This is a genomic window from Pseudomonas sp. RtIB026 (assembly GCF_016861355.2).
Taxonomy (GTDB): Bacteria; Pseudomonadota; Gammaproteobacteria; order Pseudomonadales; family Pseudomonadaceae; genus Aquipseudomonas; species Aquipseudomonas peradeniyensis.
Map to the genome: position 1 here is coordinate 2,951,006 of NZ_AP023348.2, position 21,307 is coordinate 2,972,312.

Consider the following 21,307-nt stretch of genomic DNA (forward strand, 5'->3'; position numbering starts at 1 on the left):
CAAGGAACAACCCGCATGTCCAAGAATGCTTCGCGTATTTCCCGGCGCTCGCTGCTCAAGGCCAGCGCCGCCGGTGCCGCCGTCTCCTCCCTGGGCATGGCCGCCAGCGCCCGGGCGGCCACGCCACAATCCCCGCAGTGGCACGAGGAGTTCGATGTCATCGTCGTCGGCAGTGGTGCCGCCGGTGTCAGCGCCGCACTGTTTGCCCATGAGGCCGGTGCCAAGGTCGTGGTGCTGGAGAAAGCTCCGTTCTTCGGTGGCACCTCGGCCAAGTCGGGCGGCGCCTACTGGATTCCCGACAACTTCCACATGAAGGCCAAGGGACTTGCGGACAGCGAGGCCGCCTGCCTGGCCTACATGGCCCGCTACAGCTACCCCCAGCTGTTCAACCCGGATCACCCCACCCTGGGCATCCCGCAAGCCACGTATGAGCTGATGCGCACCTTCTATCGCGAAGCGTCGCCGACCATCGACAAGCTCGCGCAGATGAATGCGCTGCAGTCGATGCGTTACTCGATCTTCCCGGACGATGTGCCTGACCAGCCCGACTACGGTGACGTCATCGCCGGCTCGATTGGCCTGCGCGGCCGGGCGCTGGGGCCGAAGCAGCCGGACAACAGTCTCGGCCTGGGAGCGGAGCTCATGCGCCAACTGCGTGGCGCGCTCGACAGCCGCGCAATCCCGGTGCGCCTGGCCAGCAGCGCCGAACGCCTGCTGACCAACGCCCGTGGCGAAGTCATTGGCCTGCAGGTGTCCACCCTGGACGACAACGACGAGCCACGCCAGGTGCTGCTGCGCGCGCGCCGAGGGGTCGTCTTCGGTACGGGCGGCTATACCGCCAACCGCCAGTTGCGCGCCCAGTATCAGGTCAACCCGGTGTTCGGTGGCTGCGGCATCCCCACCTGCACGGGCGATTTCATCCGCATCGGCGGTGCCATCGGTGCACAGCTGGGCAACATGGGTGGCGCCTGGCGTGCCCAGACCCTGCTCGAGGAAGCCATCGCCTTCCCCAGCGTACCTCGGGAAATCTGGGTACCGCCAGGCGACAGCATGATCCTGGTCAACCGCTACGGGCGTCGCGTGGTCAACGAGAAGCGCAACTACCATGACCGCTCGAAGGTTCATTTCACCTGGGACCCAAGCACCGCCAGCTATCCCAACCTGCTGATGTTCATGGTCTACGACCAGCGCACGGCCGACCTGTTTGCCGGTCATCCCCCCATTCCGGCGCCGGGTACCACCGAGCGTTATGTGCTGCGCGGCGAGACTTTCGCCGAGCTGGCCAAGGCCCTCGATGAACGCCTGGCCTCGCTGGCCAGTCACACTGGTGGCTTGCGCCTGGACCCGGGCTTCGCCACGCAGATGAAGGAGACCTTGGCGCGTTTCAACCGCTTCGCCGAGAGCGGCAGCGACGAGGACCACCAGCGCGGCAAGTTCGCCTACGACCGCGACTACATGTATTTCTACCCCAGCCCCCCGCGCAAGGACCCGCGCCACCCGGCCAACGAAAAGGAAAACTTCACCATGTTTCCGCTGGCGGGCAAGGGGCCGTACTACGCGATCATCATGTGCCCGGTGACGCTGGATACCAATGGCGGTCCGGTAATCGACAGCCATGGCCGTGTGCTCGGCTACGATGACCAGCCCATCCCTGGCCTGTATGGTGCCGGCAACTGCATCGCCAGCCCCGCCCACGATACCTACTGGGCGGCGGGGGCGACCCTTGGCACGGCCATGACGTTCGGTCGCCTGGCCGGCGACCACGCGGCCCGCGAGCCGATCAGGGAGGCATGAATGGACGGCATCGGCGTTTGCGCGCGGCGTTGGCGCGTGGCATGGCTGTGTGCACTGGTGACGTCTGCCTCGCCGGTGCTGGCCGACGAGGTGCCGAGTTTCAGGAAGACCATCCAGCCCATGCTCGACACCTATTGCGTGTCTTGCCATCTGCAGGGTTCGGCCCCGGAAGATCTGGTGTTGCAGCGCGGTAGCGCCTATCGGCAGCTGGTGGGCATCGCTTCGGTACAAAGCACGCTCAAGCGTGTCATGCCCGGCGATCCGCAGGCCAGCTATCTGCTGCACAAACTCACAGGCGACCAGTTGTCGGTGGGGGGCAAGGGTGTGGCGATGCCTTTCGGTCAGGCGCAAGCCGACACCCAGCTGATCCAGGCCGTGCAGGCCTGGATCGCCAGTGGCGCACCGAACAACTGAGAGCGCTGGCGCTCATGGACAGCCTGGGCGTGCCTCATCGCGGGGCCAGCCCAGGCTGCTGGCATCATGAGCGCATGGGCGGCAGTTCGCGTTCGAAAGGCAGATCCGGGCCTGCCCGTGAGCAGGTGATCGCGGCGGCACGGATCGCGTAGGCGAGGATTGCATCAATGGTTTCATGGGTGAGCTTCGCCACACCGGCCGGGCTGTCTGCACCGAGGCGAGCCAGGTGGGCGAGCACGGCGGCTTGGAAGGTGTCACCGGCGCCAACGGTGTCGTGTACCGGCAATGAGGTATCCGCCGGGCGCTGCCATGAACCCTGTGCGCAATGCACACTGGCACCGTCAGCACCGTGAGTGACAAAAACCAACCGGCAGCGTTCGTTAAGCCAGCCTCGCGCCACATCACGAGTCTCCCGCCCCGGATAGAGCAAGGCGATGTCTTCCTCACTGGCCTTGATCACATGCGCATGGCCGGCAAAAGCCTCCACCTGCCGCCGCCACAGCGCTACATCCGGTTGCGGATCAAGCCGCACATTCGGATCCAGGCTGATCAGCCGCCGGTCCCGCTCGCGCTCTACCAGCGTCATCAGGGTATCGGCCACGGGCTTCACCACCAGGGTGTAGGAGCCCACATGCAACCCCCGCACACGCTCATCCAGCTCCGGCAGATGCGCCAGCGTCACCTGCCGGTCCGCACAGCCTTCACCGCGAAACTGATACTGCGCCGAGCCATTGGCATCCAGCCCGACCATGGCCAGGGTGGTCGGCGCATCGCTGGTCACCACGTAGCGGCAGTCCACCCGTTCCTCGTCCAGCACCCGGCGTAGCCGGGCACCGAGGTAGTCGCTGGACAACCCGCCAAACAACGCCGACGCCACGCCCAACCGGCGCAGGCCGACGGCCACGTTGAACGGCGATCCGCCGGCAATCGCGGTAAACCCCAGCTCGCTGCTGCGGCTGCTGTTTTCCACGCTGAAGACATCGAACAGGGCCTCGCCACACACCAGGTACATGCAGTTCTCCAGAACGAAAGACAAGGGAAGGATACCCGCACTCAGCGCGCGGGCAGTTGCTCCCGGTAGCGTTGATAGGCGGCTTCGTACTCGGCCTGTTGCGCCGGGCGGGGCAGGGTTCGGGTGCTTTCGTCGAGGGCGACGCAGCGTTTGCACAGGGTTTCGAGGCTGTCGCCCTGGCCCAGTTGGCGACCGAGGCTCCAGGCGGCCTGGATCGCGGCGCCCAGGGCGGCGGCTTCGGTCTGTTGGGGGCATACCACCGGCAGGCCGAGCAGGTCGGCCAGTGTCTGGCGCCACAGCGGGCTTTTCGCCGCGCCGCCGACCAGGCGGATCTCGCTGCCTGGCAGGCCGCTGGCGCGCAGCAGGTCGAGGCCGTAACGCAGGCTGAAGCAGGTGCCTTCGAGCACGGCGCGGCAGAGGTTGGCGCGGGTCAGGTTGGCGCTGGTCATGCCATGCAGGCAGGCCGTTGCTTCGGGCAAGGCGGGCACGCGCTCGCCATTGAAGAAGGGCAGCATCAGCAGGCCGTCGGCGCCGATCGGGGCTTGGGTGGCGAGGGCGGTGAAACGGTCGAGGTCGAGCTCCAGCAGGTCGCGCACCAGGGCGCAGGCGCTGGTGAGGTTCATGGTGCAGATCAACGGCAGCCAGCCGCCGCTGGAGGCGCAGAAGGTCGCCACTTCGCCCTGGGCGCTGACGTGGGGTTGGTCGGCGTAGGCGGCCAGGGTGCCGGAGGTGCCGAGGCTCAGGGTGATCATGCCGGGGGCGATATTGCCGGTGCCGATGGCGCCGAGCATGTTGTCGCCGCCGCCCGTGGCCACCCAGGTCTGTGGGCTCAGGCCGAGTGCAGTGGCGATCTGTTCGCGCAGGGTGCCGATGCAATCGCCGGATTCGACCAACTCAGGCAGCGCCGCCAAAAGACGCTCGCCCGGCTCGATGTGCTGAAGGACATCGGGCGCCCAGGTCCGTCGGCGCACATCGTAATAGCCGGTGCCGGAGGCGTCGCCGGGCTCCGTGCAGGCGCGACCGGTCAGCCAGTAGTTCAGGTAGTCGTGGGGCAGCAGGACATGGGCGAGGCAGGCGAACAGCTCGGGGTGTTGGCGCTTGGTCCACAGTAATTTGGACAGGGTATAGCCCGGCGCGATCACCAACCCGAGGCGTTCGAGCGAGCCTTGGGCGCCGCCGAGGGCATCGAGCAGTGTCTGGTTCTCGGGCGCGCTCTCGGTGTCGCACCAGAGCTTGGCCGGGCGCAGCACCTGGCCCTGGGCGTCGAGCATCACCAGGCCGTGCTGCTGGCCGGACACTGCCAGTGCGCGGATCGCCTGGCCATCCACACCGGCTTCTCGCAAGGCAGCGGACACCGCCGCACGCAGGGCCTCCAGCCAGTCGGCGGGGGCCTGCTCGCGCCTGCCATCGCGGCCTTGGGGCGGCGCATGGGCGGCGCTGCCCAGTCCGAGCACCTGGCCGTTGCCGGCGTCCAGCACCAGGGCCTTGGTGCCCTGGGTGCCGCAGTCGATGCCGAGGAACAATCCGTCCATTTCGAAACACTCCGTGTCAGTCGCCGAGGACCTGGCGCAGGGTTTCACTCACGCCGACTTCGCGCAAGCTGTCGTACAGGCGCTCGAAGGCGCTGACAAAAGCCTTGGACGCAGGGATGGCGCTACCGAAGATCGCCTCGTCGCCCAGTACCCGGGCGGCCAGGCCGTCGCGCTGCACCACCCGGGCCTGGCAGTCGGCGGCGCGGGGGTCGGGGATGCTGTAGCGGGTGCCGTGCTCGTCTTCGCCGCGCAGGTACAGGGCCCAGGCGGCCACCACCAGGGCCACGCGCTCCAGCGGCTTGCCGTCGGCGATCAGGCGGTTGGCGGTGGGCACGATGAACTTGGGGAACTTCGACGAGCCGTCGGAGCACACGCGCTCCAGCTGGTCGGCGATGGCGCGGTTGGCGAAGCGTTCGCTGAGGCTTTGCTTGTAGCGCTCAAGATCAATACCCGGTACCGGGGCCAGTTGCGGGGTTACGTCCTGGTCCATGAAGGCGTGCATGTAGCGGCGCAGCAGCGGGTCGGCGAGGGTTTCGTGGACGAAGCGGTAACCCTGCAGGAAGCCCAGGTAGGTGAGGGCCAGGTGGCTGCCGTTGAGCAGCTTGATTTTCATTTCTTCATAGGGCGTGACGTCGCGGGTGAACTGCACGCCGACCTTTTCCCAGGCCGGGCGGCCGGCGACGAAGTTGTCTTCCACCACCCATTGCAAAAACGGCTCGCACACCACCGGCCAGGCATCGTCGACGCCGTGGCGCTCACGCAGTTGCTGGCGGTGGGCGGGGCTGGTCATCGGGGTGATGCGGTCGACCATGGCGTTGGGGAAGCTGACGTGGCTGGCGATCCAGTCGGCTAGGTCGGGGTCGAGGCGTTGGGCGAAGGCCAGCAAGGCCTTGCGGGCGACGTCGCCGTTGTGCGGGAGGTTGTCGCAGGACATCACGGTGAACGGGCCGGTGCCGGCTTCGCGGCGGCGGCGCAGGGCTTCGCAGAGGTAGCCGAACACGCTTTGAGGGGTTTGTGGGTTGGCCAGGTCATGTTGAATCTGCGGCAGGTCGGCGCGGAACTCGCCGGTGCTGTCGTCGATGCAGTAGCCGCCTTCGGTGATGGTCAGCGAGACGATGCGGATGCCGGGTTCGGCCAGTTTGGCGAGCAGCGGTTCGGCGCCGTCCTCGGCCAGCAGCATGCCGTTGATGGCGGCGATTGCGCGTACCTTGGTGTCGGGCTGGTCGCCCAGTTCGAACAGGGTGTAGAGGTGGTCCTGGCCGGCCAGGGCGTCGCGCATGGCGCGGTCTTCACTGCGCAAGCCGATGCCGCAGATGGCCCAGTCGAGGCCTTCGCCGCAGTTCATCAGGGCGTCGGTGTAGGCGGCCTGGTGGGCGCGGTGGAAGCCGCCTACGCCGATGTGGGCGATGCCCTGGCGCAATTGGGTTGGGTCGTAGCTGGGGCGGGCGACGGAGGGGGGCAATTGGGTGAGGTTGGGGTGGTTCAATTTCATCCTGGAGCATCCCTTTGGAGGTCATGTGTGGATCGCGTGATGGCGGCGATGTGCCTGGCGGGAGCCTTGTGGCGTTCTTGAGATCGAGCGCCGCCCGCGCGGCGCATCGCGGCACAAGGCCGCTCCTACATCTGTTTCGGGCCAGTCAATCCTGCGCCATTGCCTGGTCCGCCTTGTTGGCTCGACGCGCTTTCAGCGTGGGCACCACTGCCGCTCCACCTGTCTCAAGGCATGCGCCAAGGCGGGCAGAGGTACCCTTACAGGACTCACTGGCCCGAAACAGATGTAGGAGCGGCCTTGTGCCGCGATGCGCCGCGCGGGCGGCGCTCGATCTCATAGGCGCCACAACCCTCTCGGCGAACACCTCAGGCCACCTGCCGCAATCGCTTGTCGATCGCCTGCCCATTGCTATCAAACAAATGGCAATGGCCCGGATCAAAGCCCAGCTCCAACCCCTCACCAAACCCCGGCGCAAAGTCCCCGCGCACACGCACGGTCAGCATCTCCCCGGAGGCCGCGCGCATATGGCAATAACTGTCGCTGCCCAGTCGTTCGCTGACATCGGCAGTCACCTGCAACGAGCCCTGGGTACCTTGCCCGGCGCGATCAATGTTCAGATGCTCGGGACGAATCCCCAGCGTCACCTGGCTGCCGGTATGCAACTCCCCCGCGCACAGCGGCAAGGCGATGCGAGCGCCGCACTCCAGCGCAACCTCGCACTGGTTGCCCTGATTACGGCTCAGGTGCCCACGCAAAAAGCCCATCTTCGGCGTCCCCAGAAACCCCGCGACAAACAGGTTGGCCGGATGGTGGTACAGCTCCAGCGGCGAGCCGACCTGCTCGATGCGCCCGCCGTTGAGCACCACCACCTTGTCGGCCAGGGTCATCGCTTCAACCTGGTCATGGGTCACGTAGATCATGGTCGCGGCCAGCTCCTGGTGCAGGCGCGCCAGTTCCAGGCGCATCTGCACGCGCAGGGCGGCGTCGAGGTTGGACAGTGGCTCGTCGAACAGGAAGATCTTCGGGTTGCGCACGATCGCCCGGCCGATCGCCACCCGCTGGCGCTGGCCGCCGGAGAGCTGGCGCGGCTTGCGTTCGAGCAGCGGTTGCAGTTCGAGGATACGCGCGGCGTTGTCGACCTTGGCTGTCACCTCTTGCTTGCCGACCCCGGCCAGGTCCAGGGCGAACGACAGGTTCTTGCGCACGGTCATGTGCGGATACAGGGCGTAGGTCTGGAACACCATGGCCAGGTCGCGCTTGGCCGGGGCGGTGTCGGTGATGTCGGCGCCGTCGAGGGTGATGCTGCCGCTGCTGACCTCCTCGAGGCCGGCGATCAGGCGCAGCAGGGTGGACTTGCCGCAGCCGGACGGGCCGACGAACACCACGAACTCGCGGTCGCGCACGTCCAGGTCGATGCCCTTGATGATGGCTTGGCCATCGAAGCCTTTGTGCAGGTTGCGGATTTTCAGGTCAGCCATGGGGGGTGTCCTTCAGGGGAGTGGGGTAAGGCCTTTGGGCATGTATGAAGGCTGCTGATGCTGGGACCGCTTCGCGGTCCTTTCGCGGCGCAAGGCCGCTCCTGCAGGAGATCGCGCGCCCCTGTTGTAGGAGCGGCCTTGTGCCGCGAAAGGGCTGCAAAGCAGCCCCAGATAGCGGGATCATTTGACAGCCCCAAACGAAAGCCCGCGCACCAACTGCTTCTGGCTGATCCAGCCAAAGATCAGAATCGGCGCACAGGCCAGGGTCGAGACGGCCGAGAGCTTGGCCCAGAACAGCCCTTCAGGGCTCGAATAGGAAGCCACCAGCGCCGTCAGCGGCGCGGCGGCGGACGAGGTCAGGTTCAGCGACCAGAACGCCTCGTTCCAGCACAAAATCAGCGACAGCAGCAAGGTCGAAGCCAGCCCGCCGCGGGCAATCGGCAGCAGCACGCGGACGATCTCCTGCCAGGTACCGGCGCCGTCCAGCCGCGCGGCCTCGAGGATGTCCACGGGGATGTCCTTGAAGTAGGTGTACACCATCCACACCACGATCGGCAGGTTGATCAGGGTGTAGACGATGATCAGCGCCAGGCGCGAATCCAGCAGGCCGAACTGCTTGGCCAGCAGGTAGATCGGCATCAAGACGCCCACCGGCGGCAGCATCTTGGTCGACAGCATCCACAGCAGCGTGCGCTTGGTGTGGCGGGTCTCGAAGAAGGCCATCGAGTAGGCCGCAGGCACCGCGATCAGCATGCATAGCAAGGTGGCGGAGAACGAAATCAGCACCGAGTTCCAGGCGTAGGCGAAGTAGTCGCTGCGTTCGTTGATGTGCAGGTAGTTCTCCAGCGTCGGCGCAAAGATGAACTGCGGCGGCGTGGCGAAGGCGTCCAGCTCGGTCTTGAAGCTGGTCAGCAACATCCAGAAGATCGGGAAGAAGATCACCAGGGCGATGGCCCAGCACAGCAGGCCGAGCAGCGCGTTCTTCAGGGTGCGGGTTTGCTTGAGTGTCAGCATGGCGGGCTCCTCAGCTGCGCGCGGTGAGGTTCTTGCCGATCATGCGAACCAGCACGATGGCGGCGATATTGGCGATCAGCACGGCGATCAGGCCACCGGCCGAGGCCATGCCGACGTCGAACTGCAGCAGCGCCTGGTTGTAGATCAGGTAGGCGAGGTTGGTGGACGCGTATCCGGGGCCGCCGCTGGTGGTGGTGAAGATCTCGGCGAACACCGACAGCAGGAAGATGGTCTCGATCATCACCACCACGGCGATCGGCCGCGCCAGGTGCGGCAGGGTCAGGTGCCAGAAGATCGCCAAGGGGCCTGCGCCATCCAGGCGCGCAGCTTCCTTCTGTTCCTGGTCCAGCGACTGCATGGCGGTCATCAGAATCAGGATGGCGAACGGCAGCCACTGCCACGACACGATCAGGATGATCGACAGCAGCGGGTAGTGCGCCAGCCAGTCCACCGGTTGCGCGCCGAACAGGCGCCACACGGCGGCGAGGATGCCCGACACCGGGTGGAAGATCAGGTTCTTCCACAGCAGCGCGCTGACCGTGGGCATGATGAAGAACGGCGAGATCAGCAGCACCCGCACCACGCCGCGGCCCCAGAACTCGCCGGCCTCCAGCAGCGCGGCGATCAGCACGCCGAGCACCACGCTGATCGCCAGCACGCTGCCGACCAGGGTCAGGGTGTTGAGGGCGCCGGGCATGAAGCCGGCGTCGGTGACGAAGAAGGCGAAGTTCTCAAGGCCCACGAACTGGTTTTCGCCCGGGTACAGCAGGTTGTAGCGGATCAGCGAGAAATACAGGGTCATGCCCAGGGGCACGATCATCCACAACAGCAGCAGCGCCACCGAAGGGCTGACCAGGAACCAGCCGGGGCCGACGCGGCGTTTGCCGGGGCGCGCGGTGGCGAGGCTCGGGGTGTCGAGGGCCGAGGTATTCATGGCGACTCCGTGTGCTTCGGAAAGGGGCGGTCACCGCGCCGCAGGCTGGCGCGGTCTACGGCGGTGCGAGCTACTTGGGGTAACCGGCGCGTTTCATCTCGCGTTCGGTGGACTGCTGGGCCGAGGCCAGCACCTGGTCCACTTTCATCTGCCCGGTGAGCGCGGCGGCGAACAGCTTGCCGACCTGGGTGCCGATGGCCTGGAACTCGGGGATGGTCACCAGCTGGATGCCCACGTAAGGCACGGGCTTGAGGGTGGGGTGGTTGGGGTCGACGCGCTTGAGCGATTCCAGCGTGACCTTGGCGAACGGCGCGGCGGCCAGGTACGCGTCGCTGTAGGTCGAGGCGCGGGTGCCCGGTGGCACGTTGGCCACGCCTTCCTGCTCGGCCACCAGCTTGCCGTAGGCCTCGGAGGTGGCCCAGGTGGCGAAGGTCCTGGCGGCGTCCTTGGCCTTGGAGCTGGTGGGGATCGCCAGCGCCCAGGAATACAGCCAGGTGGCGCCCTTGTCGGTGACTTCCTTGGGCGCGAAGGTGAAGCCGACCTGGTCGGCGACCTTGCTCTGGGTCTTGTCGGTGACGAACGAGCCGGCGACGCTGGCATCGACCCACATCGCGCACTTGCCGCTGTTGAACAGCGCGAGGTTTTCGTTGAAGCCGTTGCTGGAGGCGCCGGGCGGGCCGTATTGCTTGAGGGTGTTCACATAGAAATTCAGCGCGTTCTTCCACTCGCTGCCGCTGAACTCGGGCTGCCATTGCTCATTGAACCAGCGCGCGCCGAAGGCGTTGGCCACGGTGCCGATCAGTGCCATGTTTTCGCCCCAGCCGGCCTTGCCGCGCAGGCAGATGCCGTACTGGCCCTGGTCGGGGTGGTTGAGCTTGGCGGCGAACTCGCCGAGCTGGGTCCAGGTGGGTTGCTCGGGCATGCTCAGCCCGGCTTTTTCGAACAGGTCCTTGCGGTAGTAGGTGATCGAGGCTTCGGCGTAGAAGGGCAGGGCGTACAGCGTGCCGTTGGCCGACAGGCCGTTGCGCACCGAGGGGAATACATCCTCGAGGTTGTAGTCGGCGGGCAGGTCGGTCATTGGTGCCAGCCAGCCCTTGACGCCCCACAGCGCGGCTTCGTACATGCCGATGGTCAGCACGTCGAACTGGCCGCCCTGGGTGGCGATATCGGTGGTCAGGCGCTGACGCAGCACGTTCTCTTCGAGCACCACCCACTTGAGCTGGATGTCCGGGTGCTGCTGCTCGAACACCTTGGCCAGGCGCTGCATGCGGATCATGTCGTTGTTGTTGACCGTGGCGATGGTCAGGGTCTCGGCGGCCTGGACGTGCAGCGGCAGGCTGAGGCAGGCGGCGGCCAGGCAGGCCTTGATCGAGTCGTTCATCGGTGAACTCCCTCGGGGATGACGTTATTGTTTTTGTGTCGCTCGCTGCCGATTACACCCGCGTACGGCGATGCCGACAAAGCCTGGCCTGCACCAGGACTGATACTTTTTTGCTGTCACGTTCCCCCTGTAGGAGCGGCCTTGTGCCGCGAAAGGGTCGCGCAGCGGCCCCAGGATTTCAGCCTTGACGCATTGATCGCCGGGGCCGCCACGCGCCCCTTTCGCGGCACAAGGCCGCTCCTACAGGAGGTTGCGCACGGCGTTCAGCCCCGGTTCTGCTCGGTCAGCCGCTGGGTCACCAGGCTGCGGTAATCGGAGGGTGTCATGCCCTTGAGCTGCAAAAACCGCCGGTTGAAGTTCGACAGGTTGCTGAACCCCGACTCGAAGCACACCTCGGTCACCGGCAGCTCGCCCTTGGCCAGCAGCTCGCACGACTTGCTCACCCGCAGCCGGTTGACGAACTCGACGAAGCCGCGCCCGGCGGCCTGCTTGAAGAACCGCGAGAAGTACGTCGGCGTCATCCCCAGGTGCTCGGCCACCGCGTTCTGGCTCAGGTCCTGGGCGTAGTGCTGGAAGATGTAGTCCACCGCCCGGTTGATGCGCTCGACATTGTGCTCGTCGGCCAGCTGCGAGGAGGTGACGGTGGACAGCAGCTGGTAGTCGTCACAGGCGGCCAGATGCTCCATGAGGATAAAAAAGTATCCCAGGCGGGTCATGCCGCGGCTGTCGGCGATGCGTTGCAGCAGCTGGCGGCTCTCCTGGATCAGCGCCGGATCGCGGAACTCGATGCCATAGCGCGCCCGGGCCAGCAGCGGGGCAAGCTGGGTGAGCTCGGAGAACACCTGGCCGCCTTCCTCGAGCACCTCGTCGGTGAAGTTGACCAGCATGTCGCGCTTGCCCACCACTTCGTCGGGGCCGACCTGGCTGATCCAGTTGTGCGGCAGGTTGGGGCCGGTGAGAAACAGCGTGTCGGGGGCGAAGTTGCCGATATAGTCGCCGATGAACACCTTGCCGGCGCTGGCGACGATCAGGTGCAGTTCGTATTCCTTGTGAAAGTGCCAGCGCACCAGCGGGCTGGGGAAGCCGTGCTGGCGGTAGATCAGCGAGGCGCCTTCGTGGTCGTCCATCAGCTCGTAGGACGGATCGGTGACTTTGCTCGGTCTGGGCATGGCGGTGGCTGGGCCTGGAGGGCGAGGTGTCATCGTAGCCTGAAGTGCTGGAGCAGGGCAGATGCTTGAAGCGGGCTCCACGCGATGCCGGCCAACGTGGCCCTTGTGGGAGCGGCGGTGCGTCGATGCGACTTGCCCCGCTATGGGCTTAAGCCGACAACATCTGCAGAGAATATTGCAGGTCCTACAGCTTTTCTTCCGTTGTTTATGTAGTCCTTTTCCTAAAGGCACCTTTTCCCCTCGGTGCCCGTTGTAGTGGATTGGCGCTCGCTTTAGTCTCGGCCTGCTCGTCGCGCTTCACCCTCCGGGGTCGACCGGGCCACTGGGCAGCTTACCGCGCAGGGATCGCGCGGTTTGGTCTGGCGGCTCCGAGGGATGAACCGCGACGGGCTCTTTCTTTTTCCAGGGGGCAAGGTCATGGACAAGGACGAACACGCAAAGGGCACCGCAGATCTGAAGATCGTCAGCCTGGCAGGCCGCACCAAGCGCTACTCGGTGCGTGACTGGGTACAGGCGATCCCGGGGTTGCCGACCGAGGACGTGCTGCAGGAAACAACGATCATCCTGGGCTGCATCACCGGGCTGACCTACCAGGCGTTGAGCCAGCCGAAAGACGCACAGACGCTGATGCGGGCGACGTACTACCTCAGCGGCATGGCCAAGGCGATGATCGATGGGCAGTTGCCGGTGAAGCGAGAGCAAGGCGACAGCTGAACTGTCGGCACCAAGGCAAGGGCCGCTTTCGAGCAATCGAGAGCGGCTTTTTTGTCGCTGATTTCGTCAGGCAGCATGGCCGAGGATGGCAGCACAGCAAGCCAGATTCAGTTGCTCATGGGGCCAGAGTATCCGGGGCAGGGCAAACCCGCTCGCACATTGCGGGAGCGGGTTTGCTCCGGCGTCAGATGTAGATGAACACCAGCACCAGCGCCGCGACCACCGCCCACTTCTCCAGGTAGTAGCGGGTGCGGTTGCGCTTCTTCATCGCCTTGCCGCGCTCGCGGATCTTGTAGATGCGCGTGAACAGGCGGTTGATGCCGCCGGTCTTGTCGCTGGCATCGTTGGGCGCGGCGGCGGCGGCCATGACGTTGCGGCTGAACCAGCGGTTGAACGCCGCGGCCCAGCGGTACTTGAGCGGGCGCTCGACGTCGCAGAACAGGATGATGCGGTTGTGCTCGGTGGTGTTGGCGGCGTAGTGGATGTAGGTCTCGTCGAACACCACGCCCTCGCCGTCACGCCAGGAGTACTTTTCACCGTCCACGTCGATGTAGCAGCCATCGTCGTTGGGCGTGTCCAGGCCCAGGTGGTAGCGGTAGGAACCGGCGTACGGGTCACGGTGGCGCACCAGCTTGGCGCCTGGCGGCAGGGTGGCGAACATCGCCGCCTTGACCGTGCCGATGCCGGCGAGCAGTTCGGTGGTGCGCGGGCACAGGGTCATCGCCGACGGGTGGCTCTCGCCGTACCATTTCAGGTAGAAGCGCTTCCAGCCGGTCTTGAAGAACGAGTTGAAACCGACGTCGTCGTAGTTGTCGGACTTCTTGATCTCGCCGGCCTGCAACAGCTGCTGGCCTTCCTTGCGGATTTCCTGCCAGTGGTCCTGCAGCACCTGCAGCTCGGGGAAGGCGCTGACCGGCAGGTACGGCTTGGCCGGATGCTTGGAGAACAGGTACAGGAAGGCGTTGACCGGGGCCAGGAAGCTGGAGTGATCGCCCAGCTGGCGGGTCAGCTTGTGACGAACCCGACCGCGCAGGTGAACATAGGCGATCGAGAGGACGAAGATCAGTACGAGTGCAATTTTCATGGACGTTTACTTGTCGAAAAATGGCCATGCGCCATGGCGTAAGCCCGCCAGCATAAACAATCGTGGCGCGGGTTTGTACTTATTGTTACGTCTTGTCTGACCGACTTAGGTGCAATGGCTGACAGGTTGCGCAAACGATTCAACAGCTTGCGTCGCCGTTACGACTGGGTAAAGCACTACACTCGATGGCTCGAACCGCTGTCAGGGAGATTCACATGGTCCAGGATCCGCGCCCCAGCGGCGCGCCGTTCAAACGGCTGTTCTTCGCCTTGCCGGTAGGCGAAGAACAATGCCGCGCCCTGGCGCAGTGGCGTCGAGGGCTGAACCTGCGCAGCGGCAAACCGGTGCCTGCGGAGAATTTCCACGTCACCTTGCTGTTTCTCGGTGACGTAGACGCCGAGCAGGTGCCGGCGATCTGCGCGGCGGTCGATCAGCTCAGGCGGCCGGTCGCACCGCCACGCTTGCTGCTCGACCGCCTGCAGGTCTGGCCGCGGGCCAGTGCGCTGGTGCTGGAGGCGCAGCAGGCGCCTGCGGCGCTGCTGCAACTGGTGTATGGCCTGCAGCAGGCGCTGTTGCCCCTGGGCGTGGAGGCGGCAAGCCGTGAGTATCGCCCGCACCTGACCCTGGCCAGGGACTTTCGCGGCCAGCCGCCAGAGGCCGGCACGGCGCCGGAATTCTTCCTTGCCGCCCGGCACTTCACGCTCTACGAGTCGCGCAAGGGCCGTTACTGGCCCTTGGCGCAATGGCCGTTGAGCGCCTGAACGGCGATCAGAACTCGGGCGTGTACTTGACCGAGAACATCAGGTTGCGCGGCTCGCCGAAGTTGTTGCTGCCATTGAGCTGGTTGAAGCCTGCCACCCAGTACTTCTTGTCGAACAGGTTGTAGGCGTTGACCGCCAGGCTTACCTCCGGTGTCAGCTGGTAGGCCAGGCGGGCATTCCACACGGTGTAGCCGGGTACCTCATAGGTGCGCTCGTAACCCAGGGTGTGGCTCTGGCTGGTAAAGCCCAGCCCGGTGCTCCAGCGCTGGCCCTCCACGGGCAAGGTGTAGTCGGCCCAGGCGCGCAGCATGTGCTTGGGGGTCCATTGGCTGAACACCCGTCCCTCGTTTTCCGGATCGTCGAGGAACTTGGTGGTGTTGTAGGTGTAGCCGGCGAACAGTTGCAGGCCGCTGAGCACCTCGCCGCTGACCTCGGCTTCGATCCCCTGGCTGCGCACCTTGCCCGCGGCATTGGAGCAATACCAGCCGTCACAGGCAAAACCTGAGGCGGTGTCGGTGACGGCGCGGTTCTCCTGGTCATAGCGGAACACTGCCAGCGAGGCATTGACGCGGCCATCGAGAAGCTCGCCCTTGAAGCCGGTTTCGTAGTTGCTGCCGATCACAGGCTTGAGCGGCACATTGCCGACACCGCGTTCGGTCTGCGGGGCGAACACATCGGTGTAGCTGGCGTACCAGGCCCATTCGCGGGTCAGGTCGTAGACGAAGCCGGCGTACGGTGTGACTTCGCCCGACTCGGTCATGCGGCTGGTGGGATTGACCTGGCCCGGGTTGAGTCCCCGATAAGTGGTGCTCGCGTAGCTGTAGTCGTACCAGCTGACGCGCGAGCCGAGAATCAGCGTCAGGCGATCGGTCGGCTTGATGCGCCAGGCGCCATACAGGCCTTTCTGGCGAATGTCGTAGCCGCTGTGCTCATGGCGACCGGTGGGCGCGGCGAGCAGCTCGTCGCGACTGGGCTCGGGGCGGTCATGGTCAATGTCGAAGATGTTGTCGTTGCCGCCAAAGGTGCGCCAGTACTCATCATCTGAGGTCAGCTTGGAGTAGTTGCCGCCCACGGTTACCTCATGCGCCACCGCACCGGTATCGAAGTGGCCGACCAGGTTCATGTCCAGGCCCAGCTTGGTGTTGTGGAAATCGGTGATCCAGTTGGCGTACTCGACGCCGCTGCCGTCCGCTTCCAGGCCTTCGCCGACGGTCTGGGTGCGCTGGTGGATGGAGGTGTTGGTCTCGTCCATGCGCACGGCGGCGGCCTTGAACGTCCAGTCGTCGTCGAAGCGGTGCTCAAGATCGAGGTAGTAGGTGGTGACATCGGTTTGCGCACGGTTCCAGCGCGCACCGGTGAAGGTCGAGCGGGGCAGGTCGACCGCCTTGCCAGTGGCATAGCGGGGGATACCACGCAGCATCGGCCGCGACTGCTGGCGGTTGTAGCTGATGCCGGCGCCGACGGTGGTGTCGTCGTTCAGGTCGATATCCAGCGCGCCGTACAGGGAGTGCGACTTGCTCCAGGCATAGTCGATGAAGCTGTCGCTCTGGTCCTCGTCGGCGACCATCCGCCCGCGTACCCGGCCATCGGCGGTCAGCGGGCCGCCGGCATCCAGTTGCAGGCCATAGTGGTCCCAGGAACCGGCCTTGCCGGTGACGGTGACGGTCGGTGCGGCCTGGCCACGCTTGCGCACCAGGTTGATCGCGCCGCCCGGGCTGCCGGTGCCTTGCAGCAGGCCGGAGGCGCCGCGCAGGATTTCAACCCGGTCGAAGAACACCAGGTCCTGGGTCGCCCAGTTGCCCAGCGAGTAGTTGTTGCGCGGGATCGGCACGCCGTCGTACTGCCAGTCGTCGATCTGGAAGCCTCGCGAGGTCACCACCACGCCAGGGCCGATGCCCTGGGCGCCGACCAGGCCGGTGGTGTGGTTGAGCGCATCCTGCAGGTCGGTGATGCCCTGGTCGTCCAGCTGCTTGCGGGTGATCACCGTCACCGACTGGGGGATCTCCTTGAGGGTGTGCACGCCCTTGCCCAGGGTCACCGCCCGCGCCGCGTAGGAGCCGCTGCCTTCGCTGGTGGCGTCCAGGTAGTTGTCGGTGATGCTGGTGCTGCCCAGCTCCAGCGCCTCACCGCCCTGGCTGGCGGGGGCCACGCTGAAGTGGCCGCTGCCGGTGATGCGCAATTGCAGGCCACTGCCGGCCAGCGCTGCCTGCATGGCTTGCTCGGCGCTCATCTGGCCGACCACCGCGGGGGCCTGCTTGCCGCGTACCAGCCCAGGTTCCAGGGCGATGATGGTGCCGCTCTGGCTGGCGATGCGGTTGAGGGTGGTTGCCAGGCTCGCGGCGGGCAGGTCGAACGACAGGGTCTGTGCCTGGGCGAACAGGCTGAAGCTGGTCAGGACGGCGGCAATGGGCCAGGGGTTGCGCACGGAAATCTCCCGGATGTTGTGAGTTGTCAGGAGATAGGTGGGCCGAGAAATGAAAACCGGACACCTTTGCGAATGATTTTCAAAAAAAGTTTCACGTAGCCGCTTTTGGGCCGATCAAGGTCAGCCAGGGGCCGAAGTGCTCGATGCTGACCGGCAGGGTTTCGGCCAGTGCCGAGAGGGCTTGTTGCGGCTGCTCGAGCGGGAACACGCCCTGTACCCGCAAGTCGCGCACCGCCGGGGCCAGGCGCATGTAGCCGCGCTGGTAGGGGCGCAGGGCGTCGACCACCACATGCAGCGGTTCGTCGAGCACTTCCAGGCGGCCCTCCACCCAGGCCGCGCGCTGTTGTTGCTCGCTGCCCAGCCGCTCGATGCCGTTGCTGCGCAGCAGCGCCGCCTGGCCTTGTTGCAGGTCTTGCCAGCGCCCGTCGGGCAGGCTCAGGCGCACGCTGTGTTCGAGTACCACCACGCGGGTGGCGGTGTCTTCCTGGCGGACCAGGAAGCGGGTGCCGAGGGCCTGCACCTGGCCCTGCGCGGTACGCACGCGCAACGGTCGTGCGGCGTCGGCGGCGACCTGGATGACCAGTTCGCCGTGGCGCAGCAGCACCAGGCGTTGGCGGGCATCGAAACGCAGGTCCACGGCGCTGGCGCTGTTGAGGCTCAGCCGGCTGCCGTCGGCCAGGGTGAAGCTGCGCCGCTCGCCGCTGGCGGTGTGCAGGTCGGCCAGCCAGCCCTGGGTGGCGTCGCTGCGCCAGCCGCCCCAGAGCGCCCCGCCGAGCAGGCCGAGGCTGGCCAGGGCGCCCAGCACTTCGCGACGTGAATGGCTCGGTTGCAGCAGCACCCGGCGCGCCTCGGCGGCCTGTCCGGGGGCCCGTTGCTCGAGGGCGCGCAGGGCTGCGCAAGGCCTGCCCAGGCGCTGTTGCAGCCGGTCCCAGGCCTGCCGGTGCGCCGGGTCCTGGCGCAGCCACTGCTCCAGTTGGCGCAACAGCGCATCGTCCGGCGCGCGGGCATTGAGCGCCACCATCCAGTCGATGGCCTGCTCGCCGATCGGGTCCAGGCTGCGGGCGCTCATGGTTGTACTTCGCACAGGTAGCATTGGCGCAGGGCCTGCTTCATGTAGCGGCTGACGGTGCGTTCGCAGATCTGCAGGCGGGCGGCGATCTCGACATAGCTCATGCCGTCGAGCTGGCTGTAGAGGAAAGCGGCCTTGACCATGGCTGGCAGGCCGTCCAGCACCTGGTCGATGGTCACCAGCGCTTCGATCAGCAGCAATTGCTCTTCGGCCGATGGGGCGACTTGTTCAGGCAATAGCGCCAGGCGCTCGAGGTAGACCAGTTCCAGTTGACGGCGACGGTGGCGATCGAAGATCAGCCGCCGGGCGATGGTGGACAGATAGGCGCGAGGTTGCTGGATGCTGTCCGGATCGACCTGCGCGCCGAGCATCTGGCAGAACGCCTCGGCGGCGGTGTCCTCGGCGTCGGCACGGTTGCGCAGGCGTTTGTGGATGTGTTGGAGCAGCCAGCGATGGTGGTCGCTGAAGAAGAAGCCCAGCTTGCGGGTCGAGGTGCTGTCCAACGGTGGCTATCCAGTTGTGAGTGTGAATCGTTCTCAATGGTAGCCGGGAGGTTCATCGTCTCGCAATGGGGCATGTCACAACAATTCGCGCCGCTGCCTGCGCAGCGGCGCGCGCTGGCGCATCAGGCCGCAGCTTCCTGGCCCGCGAACAGGGTCAGCCCCAGTTGACGGGCTTGTGGCAGGAGGCTGGCGGGGGCTGCGCCTTCACTGTCGGTGAACAGGGTCGAACTGATGACCCGGGCACCGCAGTAGTCGAAGATACCGTGCTCGATCTGCACGCGCATGGCCTCGCCATAGCCATGGCGCTCGAAGGTGCCGGCGTCGGCGCCGGCCACGCCGACCAGGTGCGCTGTCATCCCGTGCAGCAGCTTGGTGGTGCTGCCGTCGGCGGCCTGGTCGAAGGCCCAGCCGTTGCTGAACACCCGCTCGACCCAGCCCTTGAGCAGGGCCGGCAGCGACCACCAGTAGATGGGGTAGACCATGACCACGGTGTCGGCCCGCTCGATGCGCGCCTGTTCGGCCAGTACATCGGCCGGTGGCTGGCCCAGGCGTCGATGCACGGCGTGGTCGGCCAGGCTGAAGCGTGGGTCGAAGCCTTCGCTGGCCAGGTCGGCGAACTCGCTGGTATGGCCGGCGGTGCGCAGGCCTTCGGCGACCTGCTGGGCGAGGGCGTGGGTGAGGGAGTCGGGGTCGTGGTGACCGATGACGATCAGGGCATGCATGGTGGAATCTCCAGAATCAGGATGCAGGGACACCGGGAGCGTTATATACTCAAGGTAAGTTACGCTTAGTAAGTTACTTTTGGTAGGTAAGCAATGTCAAGCGAGGAAAAGACCGCGCCGCGCAAACGCCTGTCCCGCGAGGAGCGCCGCCGTCAGTTGCTGGATGTGGCCTGGCGGCTGGTTCGTGAGGAGGGCACCGATGCCCTGAGCCTGGGGCGCCTGGCCGAGCAGGCCGGGGTGACCAAGCCGGTGGTGTACGACCATTTCGAGACCCGCAACGGCTTGTTGCTGGCGCTGTACCAGGAATACGACGCCCGCCAGACCGCCATGCTCGACAAGGCCCTGGCCGGCTGCCCGGCCGGCCTGGCGGAGCGGGCCTGGGTGATTGCCGAGGCCTATGTGGACTGTGTGGCCACTCAGGGTAGGGAGATCCCCGGGGTCAGCGCCGCGCTGGCCGGCTCGCCGGAGCTGGAGGCGCTCAAGCGTGGTTATGACGGGCCGTTCATGGATAAATGCCGTGAAGCGCTGCTGCCGTTCGCGCCGGGTGGCGATATCGGCGTGGCCGGGCTATGGGTGCTGGTGGGGGCGGCGGATGCGCTGTCCCTGGCGGCGGCGGCCGGGGAGCTGACGGCTGAAGCAGCCAAGCGCGAGCTGCAGGCGACCATTGTGGCGATGGTTTTGCGCCAGTAGGCGATCATCGTGCAAGTGGTTTTTGTAGCGGATAGCGTGACCGGCGTGGGAGCGGGCTTGCCCCGCGATAGGGGGTATGGCACCGGCTGCGCCGGTGATCGCGGGGCAAGCCTGCTCCCACGCATCCTGCTCTTGCAGTCTGCTACGACGGCCCCGATCAGGCCGGCAGGCTCTGGTACGGCTGCTCTTCCCCCGGACTGCGGGCGAACTGGCGCTTGTACTCGCGGCTGAACTGCGAGGTGCTCTGATAGCCCACCCGGTGCGCCACCTGGGCCACGCCCAGCCCCTCGCCGATTAGCATCTGCTGCGCCTTGAGCAGGCGCAGGCGCTTGAGGTACTGCATCGGCGCCAGGTCGGTGCAGCGTTTGAAGTGCTCGTGGAAGGTCGACACGCTCATGTTCGCCCGGCTGGCCAGCTCATCCACCCCCAACGGCTCGGCGTAGTGCTCGCGCAAATAAGTCAGGGCCGAACCGATCCGGGCGAAATGCCCCTGTTGCTCGACCAGCGCCCGCAGCACCCCGGCCTTTGGCCCGCGCAACGCGGTGTAGAGCACCTCGCGCACCCGCGCCGGCCCCAGCACCTTGGCGTCCAGTGGGTCCTGCAGGCACTGCAGCAGGCGTTCGACGCTGTCGCGCATGGCCGTGTCCAGCACTGCCGAGGTCATCGACTGTGGCGTCTGCGCCTGCACCGCGGCATCCGGCCCCAGGTCCATGCTTTGCACCAACTCGCCGATCAGGGCGCGGTCGATGTCCACCGCCACACCCAGCAGCGGCGCCTGGGGCGTGGCAAAGGTCTCGCACATGAACGGTACCGACAGCGCCTGCACCAGGTAATGCCCGGCACCGTACTCCAGGGTACGTGGGCCCAGGCGCGCCAGTTTGCTGCCCTGGGCGAGGATGATCAGGCTGGGTTCGTAGATTTGCGGGCTGCTGGCCACGTAGTGGTCCCAGGTCAGCACCTGGACCTGGGGCAGGACGGTGGGCACGAACCCGGGGCCTGTGGCGAGGGCGCGGATCAGTGAGCAGAGCGTGGCATTGGCATCCACATGGTGAGTCAGGTGCATGGTGAACCCGGGCAGAGAATCGGACACTGGCATCTTCGCAGATTCGCGGGGTCATG

General features: G+C 66.0%; 19 protein-coding genes. 5 read left to right on the plus strand and 14 right to left on the minus strand.

Annotated elements, in window-relative coordinates:
• Positions 1–15: 15 nt before the first annotated feature.
• The gene (locus PRtIB026_RS13365; protein WP_267813889.1) at positions 16–1,794 is read left to right on the plus strand and encodes an FAD-dependent oxidoreductase; all 1,779 of its coding nucleotides are present in this window, start codon (positions 16–18) and stop codon (positions 1,792–1,794) included.
• A complete protein-coding gene (locus PRtIB026_RS13370) occupies positions 1,795–2,208 on the plus strand; it encodes a hypothetical protein (RefSeq protein WP_203647211.1) in 414 nt (137 codons plus the stop codon).
• A 64-nt stretch (positions 2,209–2,272) separates the two neighbouring features.
• Here PRtIB026_RS13370 and PRtIB026_RS13375 read toward each other — a convergent pair whose 3' ends face one another.
• The 8 genes from PRtIB026_RS13375 to PRtIB026_RS13410 all read right to left on the minus strand — a co-directional run bounded on the left by PRtIB026_RS13375 (position 2,273) and on the right by PRtIB026_RS13410 (position 12,220).
• Positions 2,273–3,220, minus strand: a complete 948-nt coding sequence (locus PRtIB026_RS13375; RefSeq protein WP_203652671.1) for a carbohydrate kinase family protein — start codon at positions 3,218–3,220, stop codon at positions 2,273–2,275.
• A gap of 41 nt (positions 3,221–3,261) precedes the next feature.
• Positions 3,262–4,752, minus strand: a complete 1,491-nt coding sequence (xylB, locus tag PRtIB026_RS13380) for a xylulokinase (RefSeq protein WP_203647210.1) — start codon at positions 4,750–4,752, stop codon at positions 3,262–3,264.
• Between the two features lie 16 nt (positions 4,753–4,768).
• A complete protein-coding gene (locus tag PRtIB026_RS13385) occupies positions 4,769–6,244 on the minus strand; it encodes a mannitol dehydrogenase family protein (RefSeq protein ID WP_203647209.1) in 1,476 nt (491 codons plus the stop codon).
• A gap of 365 nt (positions 6,245–6,609) precedes the next feature.
• Positions 6,610–7,722 carry an ABC transporter ATP-binding protein gene (locus tag PRtIB026_RS13390; protein ID WP_203647208.1) on the minus strand — a complete coding sequence of 371 codons (1,113 nt, stop codon included), beginning with the start codon at positions 7,720–7,722 and terminating at the stop codon, positions 6,610–6,612.
• Between the two features lie 180 nt (positions 7,723–7,902).
• Positions 7,903–8,736, minus strand: coding sequence for a carbohydrate ABC transporter permease (locus tag PRtIB026_RS13395; RefSeq protein WP_011533227.1), 834 nt, complete (start codon positions 8,734–8,736; stop codon positions 7,903–7,905).
• Positions 8,737–8,746: 10 nt separating this feature from the next.
• The gene (locus tag PRtIB026_RS13400; RefSeq protein ID WP_203647207.1) at positions 8,747–9,670 is read right to left on the minus strand and encodes a carbohydrate ABC transporter permease; all 924 of its coding nucleotides are present in this window, start codon (positions 9,668–9,670) and stop codon (positions 8,747–8,749) included.
• A gap of 70 nt (positions 9,671–9,740) precedes the next feature.
• A complete protein-coding gene (locus tag PRtIB026_RS13405; protein WP_203647206.1) occupies positions 9,741–11,051 on the minus strand; it encodes an ABC transporter substrate-binding protein in 1,311 nt (436 codons plus the stop codon).
• A gap of 263 nt (positions 11,052–11,314) precedes the next feature.
• Positions 11,315–12,220 carry an AraC family transcriptional regulator gene (locus tag PRtIB026_RS13410; RefSeq protein ID WP_203647205.1) on the minus strand — a complete coding sequence of 302 codons (906 nt, stop codon included), beginning with the start codon at positions 12,218–12,220 and terminating at the stop codon, positions 11,315–11,317.
• Between the two features lie 417 nt (positions 12,221–12,637).
• Here PRtIB026_RS13410 and PRtIB026_RS13415 point away from each other — a divergent pair, with 417 nt between their 5' ends.
• Complete coding sequence (locus PRtIB026_RS13415) at positions 12,638–12,934, plus strand: DUF3077 domain-containing protein (RefSeq protein ID WP_203647204.1); 297 nt, start codon at positions 12,638–12,640, stop codon at positions 12,932–12,934.
• A 184-nt stretch (positions 12,935–13,118) separates the two neighbouring features.
• On the opposite strand, the gene lpxO is transcribed toward PRtIB026_RS13415, so the two are convergent.
• The gene (gene lpxO, locus PRtIB026_RS13420) at positions 13,119–14,018 is read right to left on the minus strand and encodes a lipid A hydroxylase LpxO (RefSeq protein ID WP_028691801.1); all 900 of its coding nucleotides are present in this window, start codon (positions 14,016–14,018) and stop codon (positions 13,119–13,121) included.
• Positions 14,019–14,233: 215 nt separating this feature from the next.
• Here lpxO and thpR point away from each other — a divergent pair, with 215 nt between their 5' ends.
• Positions 14,234–14,779 (plus strand): RNA 2',3'-cyclic phosphodiesterase, encoded by a 546-nt coding sequence (gene thpR, locus PRtIB026_RS13425; RefSeq protein ID WP_203647203.1) that lies wholly within the window; start codon positions 14,234–14,236, stop codon positions 14,777–14,779.
• A 7-nt stretch (positions 14,780–14,786) separates the two neighbouring features.
• On the opposite strand, the gene PRtIB026_RS13430 is transcribed toward thpR, so the two are convergent.
• The 4 genes from PRtIB026_RS13430 to PRtIB026_RS13445 form a co-directional block, all read right to left on the minus strand.
• Positions 14,787–17,204, minus strand: a complete 2,418-nt coding sequence (locus PRtIB026_RS13430; RefSeq protein ID WP_267812148.1) for a TonB-dependent siderophore receptor — start codon at positions 17,202–17,204, stop codon at positions 14,787–14,789.
• Between the two features lie 91 nt (positions 17,205–17,295).
• Positions 17,296–18,273, minus strand: a complete 978-nt coding sequence (locus PRtIB026_RS13435; protein ID WP_203647202.1) for a FecR family protein — start codon at positions 18,271–18,273, stop codon at positions 17,296–17,298.
• Positions 18,270–18,776 carry a sigma-70 family RNA polymerase sigma factor gene (locus tag PRtIB026_RS13440; protein WP_203647201.1) on the minus strand — a complete coding sequence of 169 codons (507 nt, stop codon included), beginning with the start codon at positions 18,774–18,776 and terminating at the stop codon, positions 18,270–18,272. Before PRtIB026_RS13440 ends, PRtIB026_RS13435 begins: the two co-directional genes overlap by 4 nt.
• A gap of 122 nt (positions 18,777–18,898) precedes the next feature.
• Positions 18,899–19,498: an NAD(P)H-dependent oxidoreductase gene (locus tag PRtIB026_RS13445; RefSeq protein ID WP_203647200.1), complete on the minus strand. Its 600-nt coding sequence runs from the start codon at positions 19,496–19,498 to the stop codon at positions 18,899–18,901.
• Between the two features lie 93 nt (positions 19,499–19,591).
• On the opposite strand from PRtIB026_RS13445, the gene PRtIB026_RS13450 reads away from it, so the two are divergent.
• The gene (locus PRtIB026_RS13450) at positions 19,592–20,188 is read left to right on the plus strand and encodes a TetR/AcrR family transcriptional regulator (protein ID WP_203647198.1); all 597 of its coding nucleotides are present in this window, start codon (positions 19,592–19,594) and stop codon (positions 20,186–20,188) included.
• 157 nt (positions 20,189–20,345) lie between these two features.
• Here the strand turns inward: PRtIB026_RS13450 and PRtIB026_RS13455 are convergent, their stop codons facing one another.
• Positions 20,346–21,251, minus strand: a complete 906-nt coding sequence (locus PRtIB026_RS13455; RefSeq protein ID WP_203652670.1) for an AraC family transcriptional regulator — start codon at positions 21,249–21,251, stop codon at positions 20,346–20,348.
• Positions 21,252–21,307: the final 56 nt, after the last annotated feature.